Origin of the sequence: Bartonella sp. MF74HXZ (genome assembly GCF_042194445.1) — a bacterium.
In the GTDB taxonomy this organism is placed as follows: domain Bacteria; phylum Pseudomonadota; class Alphaproteobacteria; order Rhizobiales; family Rhizobiaceae; genus Bartonella; species Bartonella grahamii.
The window spans coordinates 68,794-85,976 of the sequence record NZ_JBHIMW010000002.1 but is presented as its reverse complement, the minus strand read 5'-3'; the positions used below and the strand labels follow the sequence as shown (position 1 = coordinate 85,976).

Below are 17,183 nucleotides of genomic sequence, written 5' to 3'. Positions count from 1 at the left end.
ATTTCTAATATATGAATCAAATTTAATGACTATACGCATTATCAAGCAAAATTTACACTGTTTTTGGAGAAAATAAAGTGAGATGAAAGAGAGCGAGCAGGATCAGAAAATGTCTCAAACTGGTTACAGTGCGAGCGAACGAGAAGCTCTAGATTTTCATAGTCGTGGTCGACCAGGAAAGCTTGAGATTGTTGCAACAAAGTCTATGGCAACACAGCATGATTTAGCACTTGCTTATTCACCAGGTGTTGCAGTTCCAGTTAAAGCAATTGCTCAAAATCCAGCGTTAGCTTATGATTATACAGCAAAAGGAAATCTTGTTGCTGTTATTTCAAATGGTACAGCTATTTTAGGGTTAGGCAACTTAGGAGCCCTTGCCTCTAAGCCGGTCATGGAAGGCAAAGCAGTGCTGTTTAAGCGTTTTGCGGATATTGATTCCATTGATTTAGAAATTGATATAAACGATACAGAAAGTTTTATCAATTTGGTGCGTCATTTAGAACCTTCTTTTGGTGGAATTAATCTTGAAGACATTAAGGCGCCAGAGTGCTTTATGATTGAAAGCCGCCTACGCGAGGTGATGAATATACCTGTTTTTCACGACGATCAACATGGTACAGCAATTATTGTTGCTGCCGGTGTTCTCAATGCTTTGACTTTAACAGGGCGTGATATGCAAAATACGCGGTTAGTCTGTAATGGTGCTGGTTCTGCAGGAATTGCTTGTATTGAACTGATTAAAGCGATGGGCTTTCGTTCTGAAAATATCATATTATGTGATACAAAGGGTGTGGTCTATGAAGGACGCAAAGAGGGAATGAATCAGTGGAAATCTGCGCATGCTATTCCAACAGATAAACGTACGCTTATAGAAGCAATGGAAGGTGCAGATATATTTTTTGGGGTTTCTGCTAAAGGTGCTCTTACTCCTGAAATGGTAAGATCTATGGCACCACAGCCGATCATTTTTGCTATGGCTAATCCTGATCCAGAAATTACGCCGGAAGAGGTTATGCAAGTGCGTCATGATGCCATTGTTGCAACAGGGCGTTCCGATTATCCAAATCAGATTAATAATGTTCTCTGCTTTCCTTATATATTTCGTGGTGCACTTGATGTGCGTGCAAGAGTTATTAATGAAGAAATGAAGATTGCTGCGGCAAAGGCTCTTGCCAATTTAGCGCATGAAGAAGTGCCTGACAGCGTTGCGGAAGCTTATCGTGGAAAGCGATTAAAATTTGGTCCTAATTATATCATCCCTGTTCCTTTTGATCCACGTTTATTGACGGTTGTTTCAATAGCGGTAGCAAAAGCAGCAATGGAAAGCGGTGTTGCGCAAAAGAACATAGATGATTTAGAGGCCTATGAGCGCGATTTGAATGCGAGACGTGATCCTACTTCTTCGATGATGCGTGGGGTTTATAACCATGTTCGTCAAGCACCAAAACAAATTGTCTTTGCAGAAGGTGAAGAAGAGCAAGTTATGCGGGCAGCCGTTTCCTATGTTCATCAAAAATTAGGACAAGCGATTTTGGTTGGTCGTGAAGAGCAAGTAAGAGAAACAGCTGTTATCGCTGGAATTGATCTGGAGCGTGAAGGTATTTCTATTATGAATGCTAAGCTTTCTTGCCGTACAGATGCTTATGCGAATTATCTTTATAAAAAGATGCAGCGTCAAGGTTGGCTGTTGCGTGATTGTCATCGTCGTATCAATAATGATCGCAATTATTTTGCTGCGTGTATGGTGGCACTAGGAGATGCTGATGCAATGGTTACAGGGGTGACACGCAATTATGAAACAGCGCTGATCGACATACGTCGTGCAATTGATGAAAAACCAAAAGAACGATTGATTGGTATCTCAATGGCCATTTGCCGAGGACGAACTGTGTTTATTACGGATACAGCTGTTTATGAAAATCCTAATGCTGAAGAACTTGCGGATATAGCGGAACAAACCGCTTCATTTGTACGTGGATTTGGATATCAACCACGGGTAGCATTTTTAGCATTTTCTACGTTTGGTTATATGAAAGGGCAAATCACACAGCAAATTCAGGATGCGATTAATATTTTGCATGAACGCAAGGTTGATTTTGAGTTTGACGGAGAAATGAGCGCCGATGTAGCACTCAATTCCAAATTGATGCAGCAATATCCATTTATGGGATTAACAGAGCCCGCTAACATTTTGGTTATGCCTGGATATCACGCGTCTTCCATTGCAAGCAAAATGTTACAAGAACTTGGTGGAGCAACCATCATTGGTCCTATTTTAATTGGATTGGAAAAATCTGTCCAAATTGTACCGTTTAGTGGAAACGATACAGATGTTGTCAATATCGCAATGCTTGCGGCTTATCATGCCGCAAAAGTCGTCTAAAGGAAAAAAGCCCCTAATATACTAATAATATATCAAGGGGCTTTATGATAGCAAAAGAATAAATTTTTTAAGAGGGCTGTATTTGATTGTCTTTTTGTTCTTCAGCGAGACGCTTTTGGAAGAGGGCTGCAAAATCAATAGGATCAATCCATAAAGGTGGAAAACCACCATTTTGAGTAGCATCAGATATAATTTGGCGAGCAAATGGGAATAAAAGACGGGGACATTCAATAAAGACCAATGGCATAACATGTTCTTGTGGAATGTTTTCAAGGTGGAAAACACCACCGTAAATCAGTTCTACATGAAATAAGATTTCAGTGTTATCATTGGCTTTGACGGAGAGAGACAAAACGACATCATAATTGTCATCACCAATTGGGTTAGCATTGACGTTAATATTGATATCAATTTGTGGTGATTTTTCACGTGTACGCAATGAACGAGGAGCACCTGGGTTTTCGAATGATAAATCTTTTAAATACTGAGTTAATACAGCAAAAACCGGCTCTCCACCACTGTTATTCATTTCATCTTCGGCCATACGACGAACCTCTCTCATTATAATATGTATATTTATTTTAGATCTAAAGACAAAATTGGTTATCACGCCTTGCAAAAGGTTGCAAGAAATGCGCTCTTTATCTTGAATATTTTTTTAGTTTGTTACAGATTTTTTAGGCATTTCAATGGTTATCATCATTTTTGCGCCATGGAGATTCTGTCGTATCATAAGTTGTGTAATCTTCTGCATTAAGATCAATTATTTTTTCAGCATCATTTTTTCTTTTAGTATTGAGATTCATTTTGTTTTGTAATGATGTAAAGAAATGCCAAACAACAGAGCGAATTGGTTTAATAAGAAGTAATATTCCCAAGAGATCACTTACAAAGCCAGGAAGAATAAGTAAAATTGCACTAAACATAATGAAAACATCATTAATAATATTATTCTCTAATGTGCGTCCTTGGATAAGTTCAGTTTGTATGTTTTTTAAAAGGCTAATCCCTTGAATTCGCAATAAAACAACCCCAACTATGGTTGTGAGAATAACCAAACTCAAAGTTGCCAAAATACCAATTTCTTGACCAACAAAGATAAAACCAGCGATCTCGATTAAAAGAATGCAAAGAAAGATAACAACAAAAAAACGAGGATTTGTAGAATAAAGTTTTATCACATGCAAATTTCCTTCTGAATGAGGTGGGGAGAAATTCTTAAGAGCACTCCATTTAATATAAAATCTATAAAAATATTTGAATGGTAGGATTCCTTATTTTACATATTTATTGATAAATGGTATTGACTGCAATGTTTATTAGAGATTTAAGCTTTGGAGATTGACAGCGCCCATGGAATTTGACGTTATACTTGTCATAGCTCTTGTTGTTATGGTTGTTATTTTTGTACAACTCCGTAATGTATTAGGGAAACGAATTGGGTTTGAAAAGCCCCCCTTTGATCCTTATTCGCGTCGTTCTAAAAAACAGGTTGAAGCAGAAACGGCTGATAATATTGTTTCGTTCCCTCATCAGAAAAATTCACAAAAAGACGACTTTAGTGAAATTGATAAAATTTCACCGGAGGGGAGTGTTTTGAATAAAAATTTGCGGGAATTGCATAAAATTGATCCTCAATTTTCTCCTCAATTTTTTATAAAAGGTGCACAAATTGCTTATGAAATGATTGTAACAGCTTTTGCCAAAGGTGATCGCAATCAACTTAGAAGCTTGCTTTGTCAGGATGTTTTTGAGAGCTTTTGTACGGCTATTGAGCAACGAGAAAAAAATAAAGAGAGAATAGAGTTCACTTTTGTTGGAATTAATAAGATCGAATTTGTTGCGGCGGCAATACAAGAAAAGGATGAACTTCTAACGATACGTATTGTCAGTGAGATGATTTCTGTTACTTATAATGAACAGGGTGAGCGTATAGACGGTGATCCTGATGCTATTGTAGAAATCAGGGATATTTGGACTTTCGTTCGCAATAGTTTATCGTCAGATCCAAACTGGAAGCTTTTTGCTACAGAAAATGAAAATTAAAATACTTTTTGTTTTTCTTCCATAAGCATTCAATGATTTATGAGAAATTAAAATGTCCTCAAGTAAATGGAGACAAAAAAGAGATTTATTGGCTTCACAGGATCGCCTTTTATGGGAGATGGTTTGTCGTACGATAACACCGCTTCACGGGAAGAGGCTCTCTTCTGCTTCAGAAACTATTGCAAATATTAATGATAAAAAACAGCCTGTAACTCAAATCTCCTCATTGTCTCAGGAAAATCAACAACCCTCGACAATTATTAAAAGAGAAAAGAGGGCAGTTACACAAGTACAAAAGATTCATTTCTTTGATCATGTTGCACATCGTAAAATTTCCCAAGGTCGTTATCCTCTTGAGGCGCGCCTTGATCTCCACGGCTATATGCAGGAAGAAGCTTATTTTTTCTTAAAAAAATTTCTACAATCCTCTCAGCAGAGAGGATTGCGTTATGTCCTTGTGATTACAGGAAAAGGGCGATCCGTTGGGAGCGATGGAGCTTTGTATAGATTTGTTCCGTATTGGTTATCAACACCAGCTTTTCGATATTATGTCCATGCGTTTGAGCAAGCAGCGCGTCAGCATGGCGGAGAAGGTGCACTTTATGTTTGGTTGCGCCGTTTCTTGTCGGGAAAAGGAAAGTGATGTTATTGTGGTCGTTCTAGGTTTAATATTTATTTATAAGTAATAATTCATAGTTTTCGTATATTTCGTAAGAGCCTTGAATACAACATCCCCTTATTTATAAATAATTATAAATATATCATTTTACATTCTACGTATTGCTTCACGCTTTTGTTTATCGCATTCTTTAATGGGGCACATCCCTCACGCAAAACAGAATGACATTGGATTGCATATATGCACAGGCTTGTTTTAAAGAAACATTTCTCAACGCACCCAAGCCTATTTTGCGACGGCATCCGTGAAGGGTATAACGATAAATCCATTAAGACTCTTATTTTTATGCTTAATAAAAGAGCAAGCTGGCATCATCACACACTTTGCTAGCTCCCAATGTTGCAACAACTCTTGAAGCTCTTGGCACTTGAAAGCATTTGTAGAAGGCATGCTTTTCTTTAAGTGTTTTTACTCTTCACAGTTCTCATCTCATTCGTGACGCCCAAACGAAAGATTTTGATTGATTCAATATAAGAGGGCTTGAAATGAAAGAGATATTGATGGATCTCATTTAGGGTGCAACGCGATAAATTGTTTTTATAAACCACAGCATTACTCTATTAAATACACGAAGAATAAAAACATGAGAAATTGTCTTATTCAAAAGATATTGCTATGGATAGTGTTAGAAGTAGTACAACTAAATTAAAGAGAATCTTGGAAATAAACAGGAATATAACTTTACAACACATAATTGTGCAATAGCACAAAAGATACAATTTCGTTGAATAGTTTCATGAAGAAATTTTTTCACTCATTAAAAGCTCTATTAAATTTCTTTCTCATAATAATTCGATAATTAAAATTTCATAACGAAGCGCAGAAGGTGTAGAATATGAGATTCAATCGAGGATATTACACTCTTATCCGACGTCTTTCAGATATTGGTTGAAATGCTAACTTAGCATGAAAGGCACAATAGGGGCTATTTTCATCAGAATCTGCACCACAAAAATGAAAATCTGCTGATAATGGATCGCCAACCGGCCATCTACATGTATTTTCACTCAATTGTAAAAGATTAAGTTGACGTGATATAGGCACAACTACATTGGATTTTGTGGACATATCAACTTCTTTTATATCTTCCGCTACAAATTCTGTCTTTAAAGCTGTTTCTTCAATACTTACAGATGATGTGTTCATTGGCGATACCGTGGATGTGTTGCGACGCACACGTGGAGATGATGGGCTGCTTCCCACGGGGTTTTTTTGCGTACGCGCACTTCCTTGTGCTGTTTTACCGCGTCCTGGCAACTTTAATCGGTGTACTTTTCCGATGACTGCGTTTCTGCTGACCCCACCTAATTGAGCAGCAATTTGACTTGCACTTAACCCTTCACTCCAAAGCTTTTTAAGAAGCTCAACGCGTTCACATGTCCAACCCATACCAGCACTCCATTCCGATTACGTCACTAAGATGCTATCCCCCTTTGCATCTTCAAATGTTTTAATAATATTCTCACTACGCTGAATGAAAGAATTTTACACTCTAAGCGAGCATAAGAAAATCATCCAACCTGTGGACTTACAAACTAAAACACATCATCTTGCTTATTATATTATAAATTACAATATGCACTCACTCTATGACAAGAGTCTTTACCTCTTGAAGAGTTTATTTAGAATGTTTTCCCCAACTTGCAAATCAATCATAGGTTAAACTTTCACTTTTGTTTAAGGCTTTTTCCCAAAATGCTTATTTGTAGAACCTTCATTGACTTTTTTTCAATTGGTGTAATGATCTATTCCATAGGTGTAATCATTAATCGTAATGAAATGTTGAAAGCACCGTAACAAAATGTACCATGTTGTTTTATTTGTAGTGTTGCTTTGTATATATATTGAAAAGGTTAAAATATAAAGGAAATTATGATGGATGCCGTCTCTATACAACCACTTTATGAATGCTTCGCACGACGAGATTTGCATTTTGAACAGGGGCATGGTGTATGGCTTATTTCCGATAAGGGAGAACATTATCTTGATTTCACATCTGGCATTGCTGTTAATGCATTAGGGTATTCACATCCAAAATTGGTTGATACGCTTAAAATGCAAGCTGAAAAACTTTGGCATGTTTCTAATATTTTTCAATCCCCTGAACAAGCAGCTCTTGCCACGCGGCTTTGTGCAAATAGTTTTGCGGATAAGGTTTTTTTCTGCAATTCAGGCACTGAAGCATTGGAGTGCGCATTCAAAACGGCACGTCATTATTACTATGCTGCGGGTCATTCAGAACGCATTGAAATAATTACTTTTGAAGGGGCATTTCATGGACGTACACTTGCAGCACTTGCTGCGACTGGGCATGAAAAATATCTTGAAGGCTTTGGACCTAAAGCTGGTGGATTTATTCAAGTACCTTTTTGTGATGAAATCGCTTTGCGTAACGCTATTAATAAAAATACCGCCGCTATTCTTATTGAACCTATTCAAGGAGAAGGAGGAATACGAACAGTTTCTCATGAATATTTAAGATTTTTGCGCAAAATATGCGATGATAATGGTCTGTTATTGATTTTGGATGAAGTCCAAACGGGTATAGGACGAACAGGGAAGCTTTTTGCTTATGAATGGAGTGATGTCTCGCCTGATATTCTTACCCTCGCAAAAGGATTAGGAGGAGGATTTCCATTAGGTGCTTGCCTTGCAACGGATAAAGTTGCAAAAAGCATGACACTTGGGACCCATGGTTCAACCTTTGGAGGAAATCTTCTTGGAATGGCTGTAGGAAATAGTGTTCTTGATATTTTGTTAGAGCCAAATTTTCTCAACCATGTTCAGCGTATGGGAAATAAACTAAGAAGTGGACTTTTGCACATTCTCAATATCTATCCTGATATTATCTGCGCAGTTCAGGGGATGGGCCTAATGGTGGGTATTCAGTGTGTTGTGTCTTCTAATCTTGTCGTTAATGCTTTAGAAAATGAATATCTCTTAAGTGTTGCTGCCAACAACAATGTTGTGCGCTTATTGCCTCCTCTTATCATTAGGGAAGAAGAAATAGATGAAAGTTTGCATCGTATTGAAAAAGCAATAGCGTATCTTTCGCAAGTAAACAAAGAAAGACAAATATTACACACATGACAAATGCTCTTCGTCATTTCACGGACTTATCCATTTTAACGCCATCAATAGCACGCGCACTGATCGATTATGCAAAAATCCTTAAAGCATCTTTTAAAGCAGGGAAAGGTTCAAAACCTTTTATAGGTAAAACACTTGCGATGATTTTTGAAAAACCATCCACACGAACCCGTATTTCATTCGATATCAGTATGCGCCAGCTTGGGGGAGATACAATCATGCTCACGGGGTCAGAGATGCAGCTTGGTCATAGTGAAACTATAGCTGATACGGCTCGTGTTTTATCCCGTTTTGTGGATATCGTGATATTACGAACAACAAAACATCAACGTATGCTCGAATTGGCACAATATGCACAAATTCCTGTCATTAATGCCCTTACAGATGATACACATCCTTGCCAAATTTTAGCAGATATATTAACCTATGAAGAGCATCGGGGGCCAATTGCTGGCAAAATATTCGCGTGGATGGGGGATGGTAATAATGTGCTCCATTCCTTAATTGAGGCCGCAGCTCTTTTTGATTTTCATTTGCGTATTGCTACTCCAAAGGGCAGTGAACCACAAGAAAAATTTATACATTGGGCACGTGAACGAGGAGCGCACCTTACACTAACCCATAGTCCCCAAAAAGCAGCTCAAGATGCTGATTGTATTATGACCGATACATGGGTCTCCATGGGACAAGAATTTCGTGCTCGCAGTCATTCTATTTTTCAGCCTTATCAAGTCAATGAAGCTCTCATGAAATTAGCAAAATCTGATGCTCTTTTTATGCATTGTCTTCCTGCTCATCGTGGTGAAGAAGTGGTTGATTCTGTTATTGATGGACCGCACTCCGTTGTTTTTGATGAGGCTGAAAATCGTCTTCATGCTCAAAAGGCAATTCTTTCTTGGTGTTTACAAGATGCGTTTTTCTCTCCACAATAGCTCCTCTACAACAAATTATATAAAAAAGGCAAAGCTATGAGTAAACAAGCTAAAGATGAAGCCTCTCTCAACAACAACTTCTTGCATGAAGATGATACTGTTATTCCCTTTCAAGTCGAAGAACTTGATATCCGTGGACGTGCCGTACAACTTGGGGAATCTTTAAATTCTATTCTTAACAGACATCAATATCCTGAACCGGTTTCTTATCTTCTAGCAGAAGCTTTACTTTTAACTGTTTTGCTTGGAACTTCTCTAAAGCTTACGGGAAAATTTATTTTACAAACTCATTCCGATGGACCGGTTAATATGTTGGTATGCGATTTTTCGCCTCCTTCCAGTTTACGTGGATATGCTCGTTTTGATAAAGAACAGCTTAAACAAGCCATAGACAATAATCAAATCTCTTCAGAAACACTTTTAGGAAAAGGCACTTTAGCCTTCACAATTGATCAAGGTCCCCATATGCAACCCTATCAAGGGATAGTTGCATTAGATGGATCAAATTTACAAGAAACTTCTCGTATTTATTTTGATCAATCAGAACAAATTCCTACCGATATCCGTTTGGCTGTTGCTATATTAATTAATCGTGACCAACAAGGAAAAACGCAGAAAAGCTGGCGAGCTGGAGGTATTTTGATCCAACTTTTACCCCAAGAATCGTCTCATCATAAAATAGATACCCCTCATCAAACGCGAGAAAAAACGAAAACCCATAGCCAATTGGATAACCAATGGCAGGAAGCTAAAATACTCATGGCAACGATTGAAAGTTCAGAATTAACAGATCCCCAAGTTGGTAGTAAACAGCTCTTGTTCCGTCTTTTTCATGAACAAGGTGTTAGAGTTTTTAATCCTTTTTCTCTTGTCGATCAATGTTCTTGTTCACACGAAAAAATTAAAGGAATCCTAGAAGGATTTTCGATTGATGAACGCAATAAAATGGTTAAAAATAAATATATCTCAGTCACATGTGAATTTTGCTCAAAAACGTATTGTTTTACACCACAAGAATTTTTAGAAGAAAAAACATAATCAAATATTTTTCATAAAAAAATGATGATTGCAACAAAAGCCTATTTTATTTGCGTCATAAAAGTTTACCTATAAGCTCATATGAAGTTCTAGAATATTTCTTGTCTTAGAGTTTTTTAATGTATACGAGTGATCTTTCTGTTGAAATCAGTAATCACGTCACAGAGTGCTTAAAAAAGAGTTCTCTGTAAAATATATTTTCTCCTCTCGAAAAAGCTTCTTGTTTATTTTTTTCATCTCAAAAGCTTATTTCTTACAATGAATTCTTTTATAATATTCATTGATAGATTGATCATGTACTTATAACTTATCTTCTCTGTTAAATGAGATTTTTTGATTGTAGTCATATTTTCTTACTCGAATTTATCTTATTAAGAGTCAAAAAAGCTTATTAGTTATAATCATAAGATAAATTATCGAAAGAATAAGAATGTATAGACTCAATATGGACTTTATGGAGTCTATTACGAACAGATAGTGTAATGGGAATAAATATACCAATAACGCTGCGAAGGAATGGATTTGTTATTTTATAAAGATGAAAATAGTGGTGAAGTCCCCTCATAACAATGTGCATTTCAGATAAAAAAGCGGAGACAGAACACTATATGATTTTGAAAATAATAGTCGGTTTCTTTCACTAATCTAACGATGTTTCTATAACAATATTGTTTTGTCCAAATAATCAAAAATAAAGCTCCCAAACAGATATTTAATCGCTAAAAAAATGAAAACTACTTTAATTTTTGTCATATTTGGGAGGTTTGCTCTACAGATATTTCTTTGCACATGTTTTTGAATCAACAATGGTAATACTCTTGTCAAATTTTCCTAAGAAGAATGAGGATCCGTATAAATAAAATAGCATACATAGCATGATAAAACGTTATGTTTTTACAAACCTGCATTATTATATTTTTCAATTTAAAATATTGCCAATACTTTTCACGTTTAGACAATTCATAAAAGGTATTTTTAGTCTTTATCCTAAATGTTTTTTTGATTCAACATATAGAAATTTTAAAAAATCTCATAGTATACGGTATTTTCATTTAATAGATAAAAATGGTAAATTATTATTTATAAATCAATATGTTGATATTTTATTTTTCTTCTGTCATGAGCGCTTGTTCAATTTTTGGTAGAATTTTTTTTTGATAAATTTGCCATGTTAAGGGACCAACATGTTTAGCGATAATGGTGCTCTCTTTATTCAAGAGAAAGGTTTCTGGGGGGCCATATATTCCCCAATCAATGGCTGTATATCCTGAAACATCAAAGCCAATAAATTTAAAAGGATTACCAAAACTGTTTAAAAAGCGCAGGGCGTTTGTTTTGTTATCTTTATAATTAATACCAATCAGATCAAAACGTTTATCTTGTGCAATTTTCATAAGAATAGGATGCTCTTCGCGACAGGGCAAACACCAAGAGCCCCAAAAATTGACCAATGTGACACGTCCTTTAAACTGTTTTGAATTGAGATAACTTTCTTTATCAAGAAGAGGAAGATGAATATTAGGAGCAGATTTTTCAGCTAATGCGTTTGGGAGAAGGGAAGAATCTTGAAGGTATTTTTTATCCATAAAGTTGAAAAAAAGCACCATGAGAAGAAGAAAAAGCACAAATGGTCCAAAAAAAACAAGCAGAATAGGCAAAGATATATTTTTTTTAAGTTTTGGAGGGATGTTTTTCATTATACTTTTCTTTTTGTGACAGCTCTTTTTTGTTTAGCTGTTGGAGAATTTTTTTTTGGTATAGGGCTTTGCAAAGAATATATCCAATAAGACATAAGAGGGATATTGCAGAAAGCACATAGCTTAAAACAACAATTTGCTCGTGTTTAAGGGTGCTAAGGAAAAAATCAATTTTCTGAGATAGATTTCCTAAAAGTCCGCCTTGGATGCCATTTAGGTCGAGCATGATGAAGAGTCCTGTTGTTGTGCACGGCGGGATTTTTTAATCTGAAGCATTCGGATATAATGACTATTGATTTCATTTCGCATAGCCATCAAATAGAGCGAAATAAACATAAATATGAAACAAAATAGCATTGTTATAAGAGGCCATAACATAGCATTGTCGATTGTTGATCCTCCAGCACGTAACAATGATGCTGGTTGATGCAATGTATTCCACCAATTAACGGAAAATTTAATAACAGGGATATTAACAAATCCAACAAGTGTAAGAATTGCAGTAGCGCGAGCGCCTTTTACTTGGTTGTCAAAAGCACGTCCAAGCAGGATAATAGAAAGATAGATAAAAAGCAGAATTAAAACTGATGTTAACCGTGCATCCCAGACCCACCATGTTCCCCATGTAGGTCGCCCCCAAAGTGCTCCTGTCATGAGAGCCAATGCGGTAAAAATTGCTCCAATAGGCGCCCCACATTTAAGTGCCACATCAGCAAGATGATATTTCCAAATCAGATTTCCTAATGCCGCTGCACTTATCGTTACATAACAGAATGTAGACAACCACGCAAAGGGCACATGAAGGTACATAATCTTAACAGTAACGCCTTGTTGATAGTCATCAGGGGAATGCATTATCAGAATAAGCCCTAAAATAAGGAAACACAATGTTATGCCGGCCAACCAAGGTAAGACGGTACTGCTTATTTTCATGAAAAGGGTGAAACTTGCAGGGAGTGATCTGATTTTATATGGACGAGATAGTTCATTCATGAAATTCATAATAGGCAGAGTTTTTCTATGCGGCAATCATCTTTTATTATTCTGATAAAAGTTTAAGCGTTATTGCAGCAACAAAAGAGCCAAAGAGACTCAAAATAAGTGAAAAAGCGCTAAGAAGAGCCAAGGACGTGAGAAAAGAAATATTTGGATTTATTGGGGCTGTAGCAGCAGAAACACCAAAAATCATAATTGGAATGATCCACGGTAAGATAATGATAAAAATAAGCAGAGTACTGTGCAACAATGAGGTTGCGAGTGCAGCGCCTATGGCGCCAATAAAAATAATGGCTGGTGTTCCGCATAAAAGGGTAAGTATTGTTGTAAAAGTTATTGTTGCATCTAAATGGAGCATGAGGGCTAAAATAGGTGTAGCAAAAATAAGAGGAAGCATTGTTCCTACCCAATGGGCAAGACATTTGGTAAAGATAATTAGTGTAAAACTTTGTCTTTTTCCTGAAAGGATAAATTGGTCGAGATTACCATCATCGCGATCGATTTGGAAAAGTTTGTTCAGATTGAGGAGTCCTGCAAGAAGGGCTCCAAACCACAATATACCAGGCCCTATTTGTGCAAGAATTTTGGGATCTGGTCCAATGGCAAAGGGGGTTATGACAACAACAGCGATAAAAAACAATAGTCCTGTTAGTGAAGAGGCTTGTGGCGCTAATAATAGTTTAAGATCACGCCAGAACAGTGCTTTCATTTTATTCTCTCCTAGAGAGGTAAAAATTTTTCCAGAGCGATTTTATGGTTTTCTGGAATACCTAGGGAATTATGAGTTGCAGCGATAATCATACCACCTTGATTGAGATGACGCTGGAAAATACGAGCAAGGAGTTTTTGAGCATGGTTATCAAGCCCAGATATTGGTTCATCTAAAATCCAAAGAGGACGATAGGAGAGCAAAAGGCGAGCAATAGCTACGCGTCTTTTTTGTCCAGTTGACAGAGCTTTAAAGGGTAAATGTTCAAGGTTAGAAAGACCAATATCAGCAAGAACCTCATGCACAAAGCGTAAATGTTGACCATAAAAATCTGCCCAAAATTGCAAATTGTCCATGACAGATAAGAGAGGTTTCATAGCATTTTGAGGACCAAGATAATGACACGCAGTTGCAACAGGGTATATTTGATCATGGTCTTTAAGTATTATATGACCTTCAGCAGCTTCAAGAAGACCGACAATGATTCGGAGTAATGTAGACTTTCCGATACCATTAGGACCAGTGATTGTCATCAGTTGCTGTGAAAACAAACAAAAAGAAAGACCTTTAAACAGAATTTCCTCGTTTCTGTAAGCAGCTAAATCTTTGCCTGATAACACCATGTGATTACCTATTTTGTTTTTATTTTCATATTCTTTATTGCATTATAGAATAAAAAACACATTTTTTGTGCAATTGTACCTAGAATAGTTCTAGAAATAATTCTATAAGGGATGCCATACATCAATATCTGGTGTAAAATGGTTTCTGGCGCTGATTTCCGCATTTGCCTATGAGAAGGTGGAGGGGGAAATGGATAGCGGAGGTGATTGCGTCTGCGCTCAAGCTGCGACCTTGACTCGTAGTTTGTGTTGTTCATTCCTGGAAATTGGGTGGTTATAGTATGAGGGTGGACAGTCATGACTCAAATTGATAGCTTTAATTGTCGCAGAGTATTAAATGTTGGTGGCAAAGAATATACTTATTATAGTTTGATCGAAGCGGAGAAGAATGGACTTGAAGGTGTTTCTCGTTTACCGTTTTCGATGAAAGTTATTCTCGAAAATTTATTGCGATTTGAAGATGGTCGCACAGTTAAAAAAGAGGATATCCTCAATGTTGCTAAGTGGTTAAACGACAAAGGGAGCGCTGGAGCAGAAATTGCTTACCGTCCTGCACGTGTTCTGATGCAGGATTTTACGGGTGTGCCAGCAGTTGTTGATCTTTCTGCAATGCGTGATGCTATGGTTAAACTTGGCGGTAACGCTGAAAAAATTAATCCTCTCATTCCCGTTGATCTCATCATTGATCACTCAGTTATTGTTGATGCTTTTGGCAATTCCATGGCTTTTAAGGAAAACGTTGAGCATGAATATGAACGCAATGGTGAACGCTATCGTTTCCTTAAATGGGGGCAGCAAGCCTTTCAAAATTTTCGCGTTGTTCCTCCAGGAACAGGGATTTGTCATCAGGTTAACCTAGAGTATTTAGCACAATGTGTATGGATGAAGAATGAAGAGGGCTGTGAGACGATTTATCCTGACACCTGTGTGGGAACTGATTCGCATACGACTATGGTTAATGGTTTAGGGGTTTTAGGTTGGGGTGTTGGTGGTATTGAAGCAGAAGCAGCAATGTTAGGCCAACCTGTTTCTATGTTGTTACCTGAAGTGATTGGTTTTCGTCTAACAGGTAAACTTAAAGAAGGTGTAACAGCCACCGATCTCGTATTGACTGTGACTCAAATGCTACGCCGGAAGGGTGTTGTCGGTAAATTTGTTGAGTTTTTTGGTCCTGGTTTGGAGCAGATGACGCTTGCTGATCGGGCAACGATTGGAAATATGGCACCTGAATATGGAGCAACATGTGGTTTTTTCCCAATTGATAAGGAGACAGTGCGTTATCTCAATATGACAGGGCGTGATGAAGATCGGATCGCCTTAGTAGAAGCTTACACCAAAGCACAAGGGATGTGGCATGACGAAATGGTGGCTCATCCCATTTTTAGTGATACAATTGAATTGGATATGGGAACTGTTGTTCCTTCTATGGCTGGTCCTAAACGTCCTGAAGGACGTATTGCATTGGAAAACGTTGGGCAGGGTTTTGAAAAGGCGTTGGTCGAAGACTATAAGAAGACTTCTGAACAAGATAAGCGTTATCAGGTTGAGGGTGAAGAATATACGCTTGGTCACGGTGATGTGGTGATCGCTGCGATTACGTCGTGTACGAATACATCGAATCCAAGTGTTCTTATTGCAGCGGGTCTTTTGGCAAGAAATGCTGTGGCAAAAGGTCTCAAGAGCAAACCATGGGTAAAAACTTCTCTTGCACCAGGTTCACAAGTCGTTGAAGCTTACCTTCAAAATTCCGGTCTGCAAAAAGATTTAGATGCATTAGGATTTAACTTAGTAGGATTTGGGTGCACAACATGTATTGGGAATTCTGGTCCTTTGCATCCAGCTATTTCCAAAACGATTAATGACAATGGTATAATTGCATCTGCAGTTCTTTCGGGAAATCGTAATTTTGAAGGGCGTGTTTCCCCTGATGTGCAAGCGAATTATTTAGCTTCACCACCGTTAGTTGTTGCACATGCGCTCATCGGGACGGTGTGTAAAGATTTAACCAAGGAACCTCTTGGTGAAGATTCAAATGGCCAACCCATTTATTTGAGAGATATTTGGCCAACCTCTCAAGAAATACAGGAATTCATCGAAAAAAATGTCACGCGTAAGGTTTTTGCTGAAAAGTATGCAGATGTTTTTAAGGGAGATGAAAATTGGCAAAAAGTTCAGATCCCTACGGGTTCTACCTATTCTTGGGATGAGCAATCCACTTATGTACGCAATCCACCTTATTTCGATGATATGCAGAAAACACCTGATATCTTACCAGATATTAAAGATGCACGGATTTTAGGTTTATTTGGTGATAAAATCACGACGGATCATATTTCTCCTGCTGGTTCTATTAAAGCAGCTTCTCCTGCCGGAAAATATTTAATGGATCATGGTGTTAAAGTGGCTGATTTTAATCAGTATGGAACGCGTCGTGGGAATCATGAAGTTATGGTGCGTGGGACCTTTGCCAATATTCGCATTCGTAATTTCATGTTGGGGGAAAATGGTCGAGAAGGAGGTTATACGGTTCATTATCCGTCAGCGGTAGAACAAGCCATTTACGATGCAGCAATGGCGTATAAGCAAGAAGGTACTCCACTCGTTGTTTTTGCTGGTATTGAATATGGCAATGGATCATCGCGCGATTGGGCAGCCAAAGGTACCAATCTTCTTGGTATAAAAGCAGTGATTGTACAGTCTTTTGAAAGGATTCATCGCTCTAATCTTGTTGGTATGGGCATTGTTCCCTTTGTCTTTGAGGAGGGTGTAAGTTGGAAATCTTTAGGCTTAAAGGGAGATGAAAAGGTGACAATTGAAGGAATTCATAACTTGAAACCTCGTCAAAAGACAGTAGCGAAAATTACTTTTTCTGATGGTACGATAAAAACCGCTCCGTTATTATGCCGTATCGATACTGAAGATGAGCTAGATTATTTGCATCATGGGGGAATTTTGCAATATGTCTTGCGTAAGTTAGCCGTTTAAATTTT

The 17,183-nt window shown here is 37.5% G+C and carries 15 protein-coding genes; 7 read left to right on the top strand and 8 right to left on the bottom strand.

Going from position 1 to position 17,183, the window contains the following annotated elements:
- Positions 1-82: 82 nt before the first annotated feature.
- Entirely contained in the window at positions 83-2,383 is a 2,301-nt protein-coding gene (locus tag ACFIJ8_RS01780; protein ID WP_273787480.1) for an NADP-dependent malic enzyme, read from the top strand.
- A 67-nt stretch (positions 2,384-2,450) separates the two neighbouring features.
- Here ACFIJ8_RS01780 and secB read toward each other — a convergent pair whose 3' ends face one another.
- Positions 2,451-2,927, bottom strand: a complete 477-nt coding sequence (gene secB / locus ACFIJ8_RS01775) for a protein-export chaperone SecB (RefSeq protein ID WP_012754523.1) — start codon at positions 2,925-2,927, stop codon at positions 2,451-2,453.
- A 142-nt stretch (positions 2,928-3,069) separates the two neighbouring features.
- Positions 3,070-3,564 (bottom strand): FxsA family protein, encoded by a 495-nt coding sequence (locus ACFIJ8_RS01770; RefSeq protein ID WP_273787479.1) that lies wholly within the window; start codon positions 3,562-3,564, stop codon positions 3,070-3,072.
- A 172-nt stretch (positions 3,565-3,736) separates the two neighbouring features.
- Between ACFIJ8_RS01770 and ACFIJ8_RS01765 the strand changes: the two genes are divergently transcribed.
- Both ACFIJ8_RS01765 and ACFIJ8_RS01760 read left to right on the top strand, forming a co-directional pair.
- Entirely contained in the window at positions 3,737-4,429 is a 693-nt protein-coding gene (locus tag ACFIJ8_RS01765) for a Tim44/TimA family putative adaptor protein (RefSeq protein ID WP_375638836.1), read from the top strand.
- A 52-nt stretch (positions 4,430-4,481) separates the two neighbouring features.
- Positions 4,482-5,072: a Smr/MutS family protein gene (locus ACFIJ8_RS01760; RefSeq protein ID WP_375638834.1), complete on the top strand. Its 591-nt coding sequence runs from the start codon at positions 4,482-4,484 to the stop codon at positions 5,070-5,072.
- Between the two features lie 891 nt (positions 5,073-5,963).
- On the opposite strand, the gene ACFIJ8_RS01755 is transcribed toward ACFIJ8_RS01760, so the two are convergent.
- Entirely contained in the window at positions 5,964-6,497 is a 534-nt protein-coding gene (locus ACFIJ8_RS01755; protein ID WP_375627951.1) for a GcrA family cell cycle regulator, read from the bottom strand.
- Positions 6,498-6,983: 486 nt separating this feature from the next.
- Here ACFIJ8_RS01755 and ACFIJ8_RS01750 point away from each other — a divergent pair, with 486 nt between their 5' ends.
- From ACFIJ8_RS01750 to ACFIJ8_RS01740, 3 genes are read left to right on the top strand one after another with little or no spacing between them, the layout of a single operon-like run.
- Complete coding sequence (locus tag ACFIJ8_RS01750; protein ID WP_012754528.1) at positions 6,984-8,198, top strand: aspartate aminotransferase family protein; 1,215 nt, start codon at positions 6,984-6,986, stop codon at positions 8,196-8,198.
- Positions 8,195-9,130: an ornithine carbamoyltransferase gene (gene argF / locus ACFIJ8_RS01745; protein ID WP_273787475.1), complete on the top strand. Its 936-nt coding sequence runs from the start codon at positions 8,195-8,197 to the stop codon at positions 9,128-9,130. The genes ACFIJ8_RS01750 and argF overlap by 4 nt, the downstream gene beginning before the upstream one ends.
- Before the next feature lie 36 nt (positions 9,131-9,166).
- On the top strand, positions 9,167-10,168 hold the full coding sequence (locus ACFIJ8_RS01740; RefSeq protein ID WP_375627949.1) for an Hsp33 family molecular chaperone: 1,002 nt from the start codon (positions 9,167-9,169) through the stop codon (positions 10,166-10,168).
- A 1,103-nt stretch (positions 10,169-11,271) separates the two neighbouring features.
- Here ACFIJ8_RS01740 and ACFIJ8_RS01735 read toward each other — a convergent pair.
- The 5 genes from ACFIJ8_RS01735 to ccmA are packed head-to-tail and all read right to left on the bottom strand — an operon-like array spanning position 11,272 to position 14,193.
- Complete coding sequence (locus tag ACFIJ8_RS01735) at positions 11,272-11,865, bottom strand: DsbE family thiol:disulfide interchange protein (protein ID WP_375638831.1); 594 nt, start codon at positions 11,863-11,865, stop codon at positions 11,272-11,274.
- The gene (locus tag ACFIJ8_RS01730; protein ID WP_375635429.1) at positions 11,840-12,091 is read right to left on the bottom strand and encodes a hypothetical protein; all 252 of its coding nucleotides are present in this window, start codon (positions 12,089-12,091) and stop codon (positions 11,840-11,842) included. The genes ACFIJ8_RS01735 and ACFIJ8_RS01730 overlap by 26 nt, the downstream gene beginning before the upstream one ends.
- A complete protein-coding gene (locus tag ACFIJ8_RS01725; RefSeq protein ID WP_375627946.1) occupies positions 12,079-12,858 on the bottom strand; it encodes a heme ABC transporter permease in 780 nt (259 codons plus the stop codon). Before ACFIJ8_RS01725 ends, ACFIJ8_RS01730 begins: the two co-directional genes overlap by 13 nt.
- Before the next feature lie 46 nt (positions 12,859-12,904).
- Positions 12,905-13,570, bottom strand: a complete 666-nt coding sequence (ccmB, locus tag ACFIJ8_RS01720; protein ID WP_375627944.1) for a heme exporter protein CcmB — start codon at positions 13,568-13,570, stop codon at positions 12,905-12,907.
- Between the two features lie 11 nt (positions 13,571-13,581).
- The gene (gene ccmA, locus ACFIJ8_RS01715) at positions 13,582-14,193 is read right to left on the bottom strand and encodes a heme ABC exporter ATP-binding protein CcmA (RefSeq protein ID WP_375638829.1); all 612 of its coding nucleotides are present in this window, start codon (positions 14,191-14,193) and stop codon (positions 13,582-13,584) included.
- 297 nt (positions 14,194-14,490) lie between these two features.
- On the opposite strand from ccmA, the gene acnA reads away from it, so the two are divergent.
- A complete protein-coding gene (gene acnA / locus ACFIJ8_RS01710; RefSeq protein ID WP_273787468.1) occupies positions 14,491-17,178 on the top strand; it encodes an aconitate hydratase AcnA in 2,688 nt (895 codons plus the stop codon).
- Positions 17,179-17,183 lie beyond the last annotated feature (5 nt).

Excerpts from the sequence above, each read along its gene's own strand:
- ACFIJ8_RS01730 (WP_375635429.1), bottom strand. The coding sequence starts at position 12,091 with ATGCTCGACCTAAATGGCATCCAAGGCGGACTTTTAGGAAATCTATCT.
- ccmA (WP_375638829.1), bottom strand. The coding sequence starts at position 14,193 with ATGGTGTTATCAGGCAAAGATTTAGCTGCTTACAGAAACGAGGAAATT.
- ACFIJ8_RS01755 (WP_375627951.1), bottom strand. The coding sequence starts at position 6,497 with ATGGGTTGGACATGTGAACGCGTTGAGCTTCTTAAAAAGCTTTGGAGT.
- ACFIJ8_RS01780 (WP_273787480.1), top strand. The coding sequence starts at position 83 with ATGAAAGAGAGCGAGCAGGATCAGAAAATGTCTCAAACTGGTTACAGT.
- ACFIJ8_RS01760 (WP_375638834.1), top strand. The coding sequence starts at position 4,482 with ATGTCCTCAAGTAAATGGAGACAAAAAAGAGATTTATTGGCTTCACAG.
- secB (WP_012754523.1), bottom strand. The coding sequence starts at position 2,927 with ATGGCCGAAGATGAAATGAATAACAGTGGTGGAGAGCCGGTTTTTGCT.
- ACFIJ8_RS01750 (WP_012754528.1), top strand. The coding sequence starts at position 6,984 with ATGGATGCCGTCTCTATACAACCACTTTATGAATGCTTCGCACGACGA.
- ccmB (WP_375627944.1), bottom strand. The coding sequence starts at position 13,570 with ATGAAAGCACTGTTCTGGCGTGATCTTAAACTATTATTAGCGCCACAA.
- ACFIJ8_RS01735 (WP_375638831.1), bottom strand. The coding sequence starts at position 11,865 with ATGAAAAACATCCCTCCAAAACTTAAAAAAAATATATCTTTGCCTATT.
- ACFIJ8_RS01740 (WP_375627949.1), top strand. The coding sequence starts at position 9,167 with ATGAGTAAACAAGCTAAAGATGAAGCCTCTCTCAACAACAACTTCTTG.
- ACFIJ8_RS01725 (WP_375627946.1), bottom strand. The coding sequence starts at position 12,858 with ATGAATGAACTATCTCGTCCATATAAAATCAGATCACTCCCTGCAAGT.
- ACFIJ8_RS01765 (WP_375638836.1), top strand. The coding sequence starts at position 3,737 with ATGGAATTTGACGTTATACTTGTCATAGCTCTTGTTGTTATGGTTGTT.
- acnA (WP_273787468.1), top strand. The coding sequence starts at position 14,491 with ATGACTCAAATTGATAGCTTTAATTGTCGCAGAGTATTAAATGTTGGT.
- argF (WP_273787475.1), top strand. The coding sequence starts at position 8,195 with ATGACAAATGCTCTTCGTCATTTCACGGACTTATCCATTTTAACGCCA.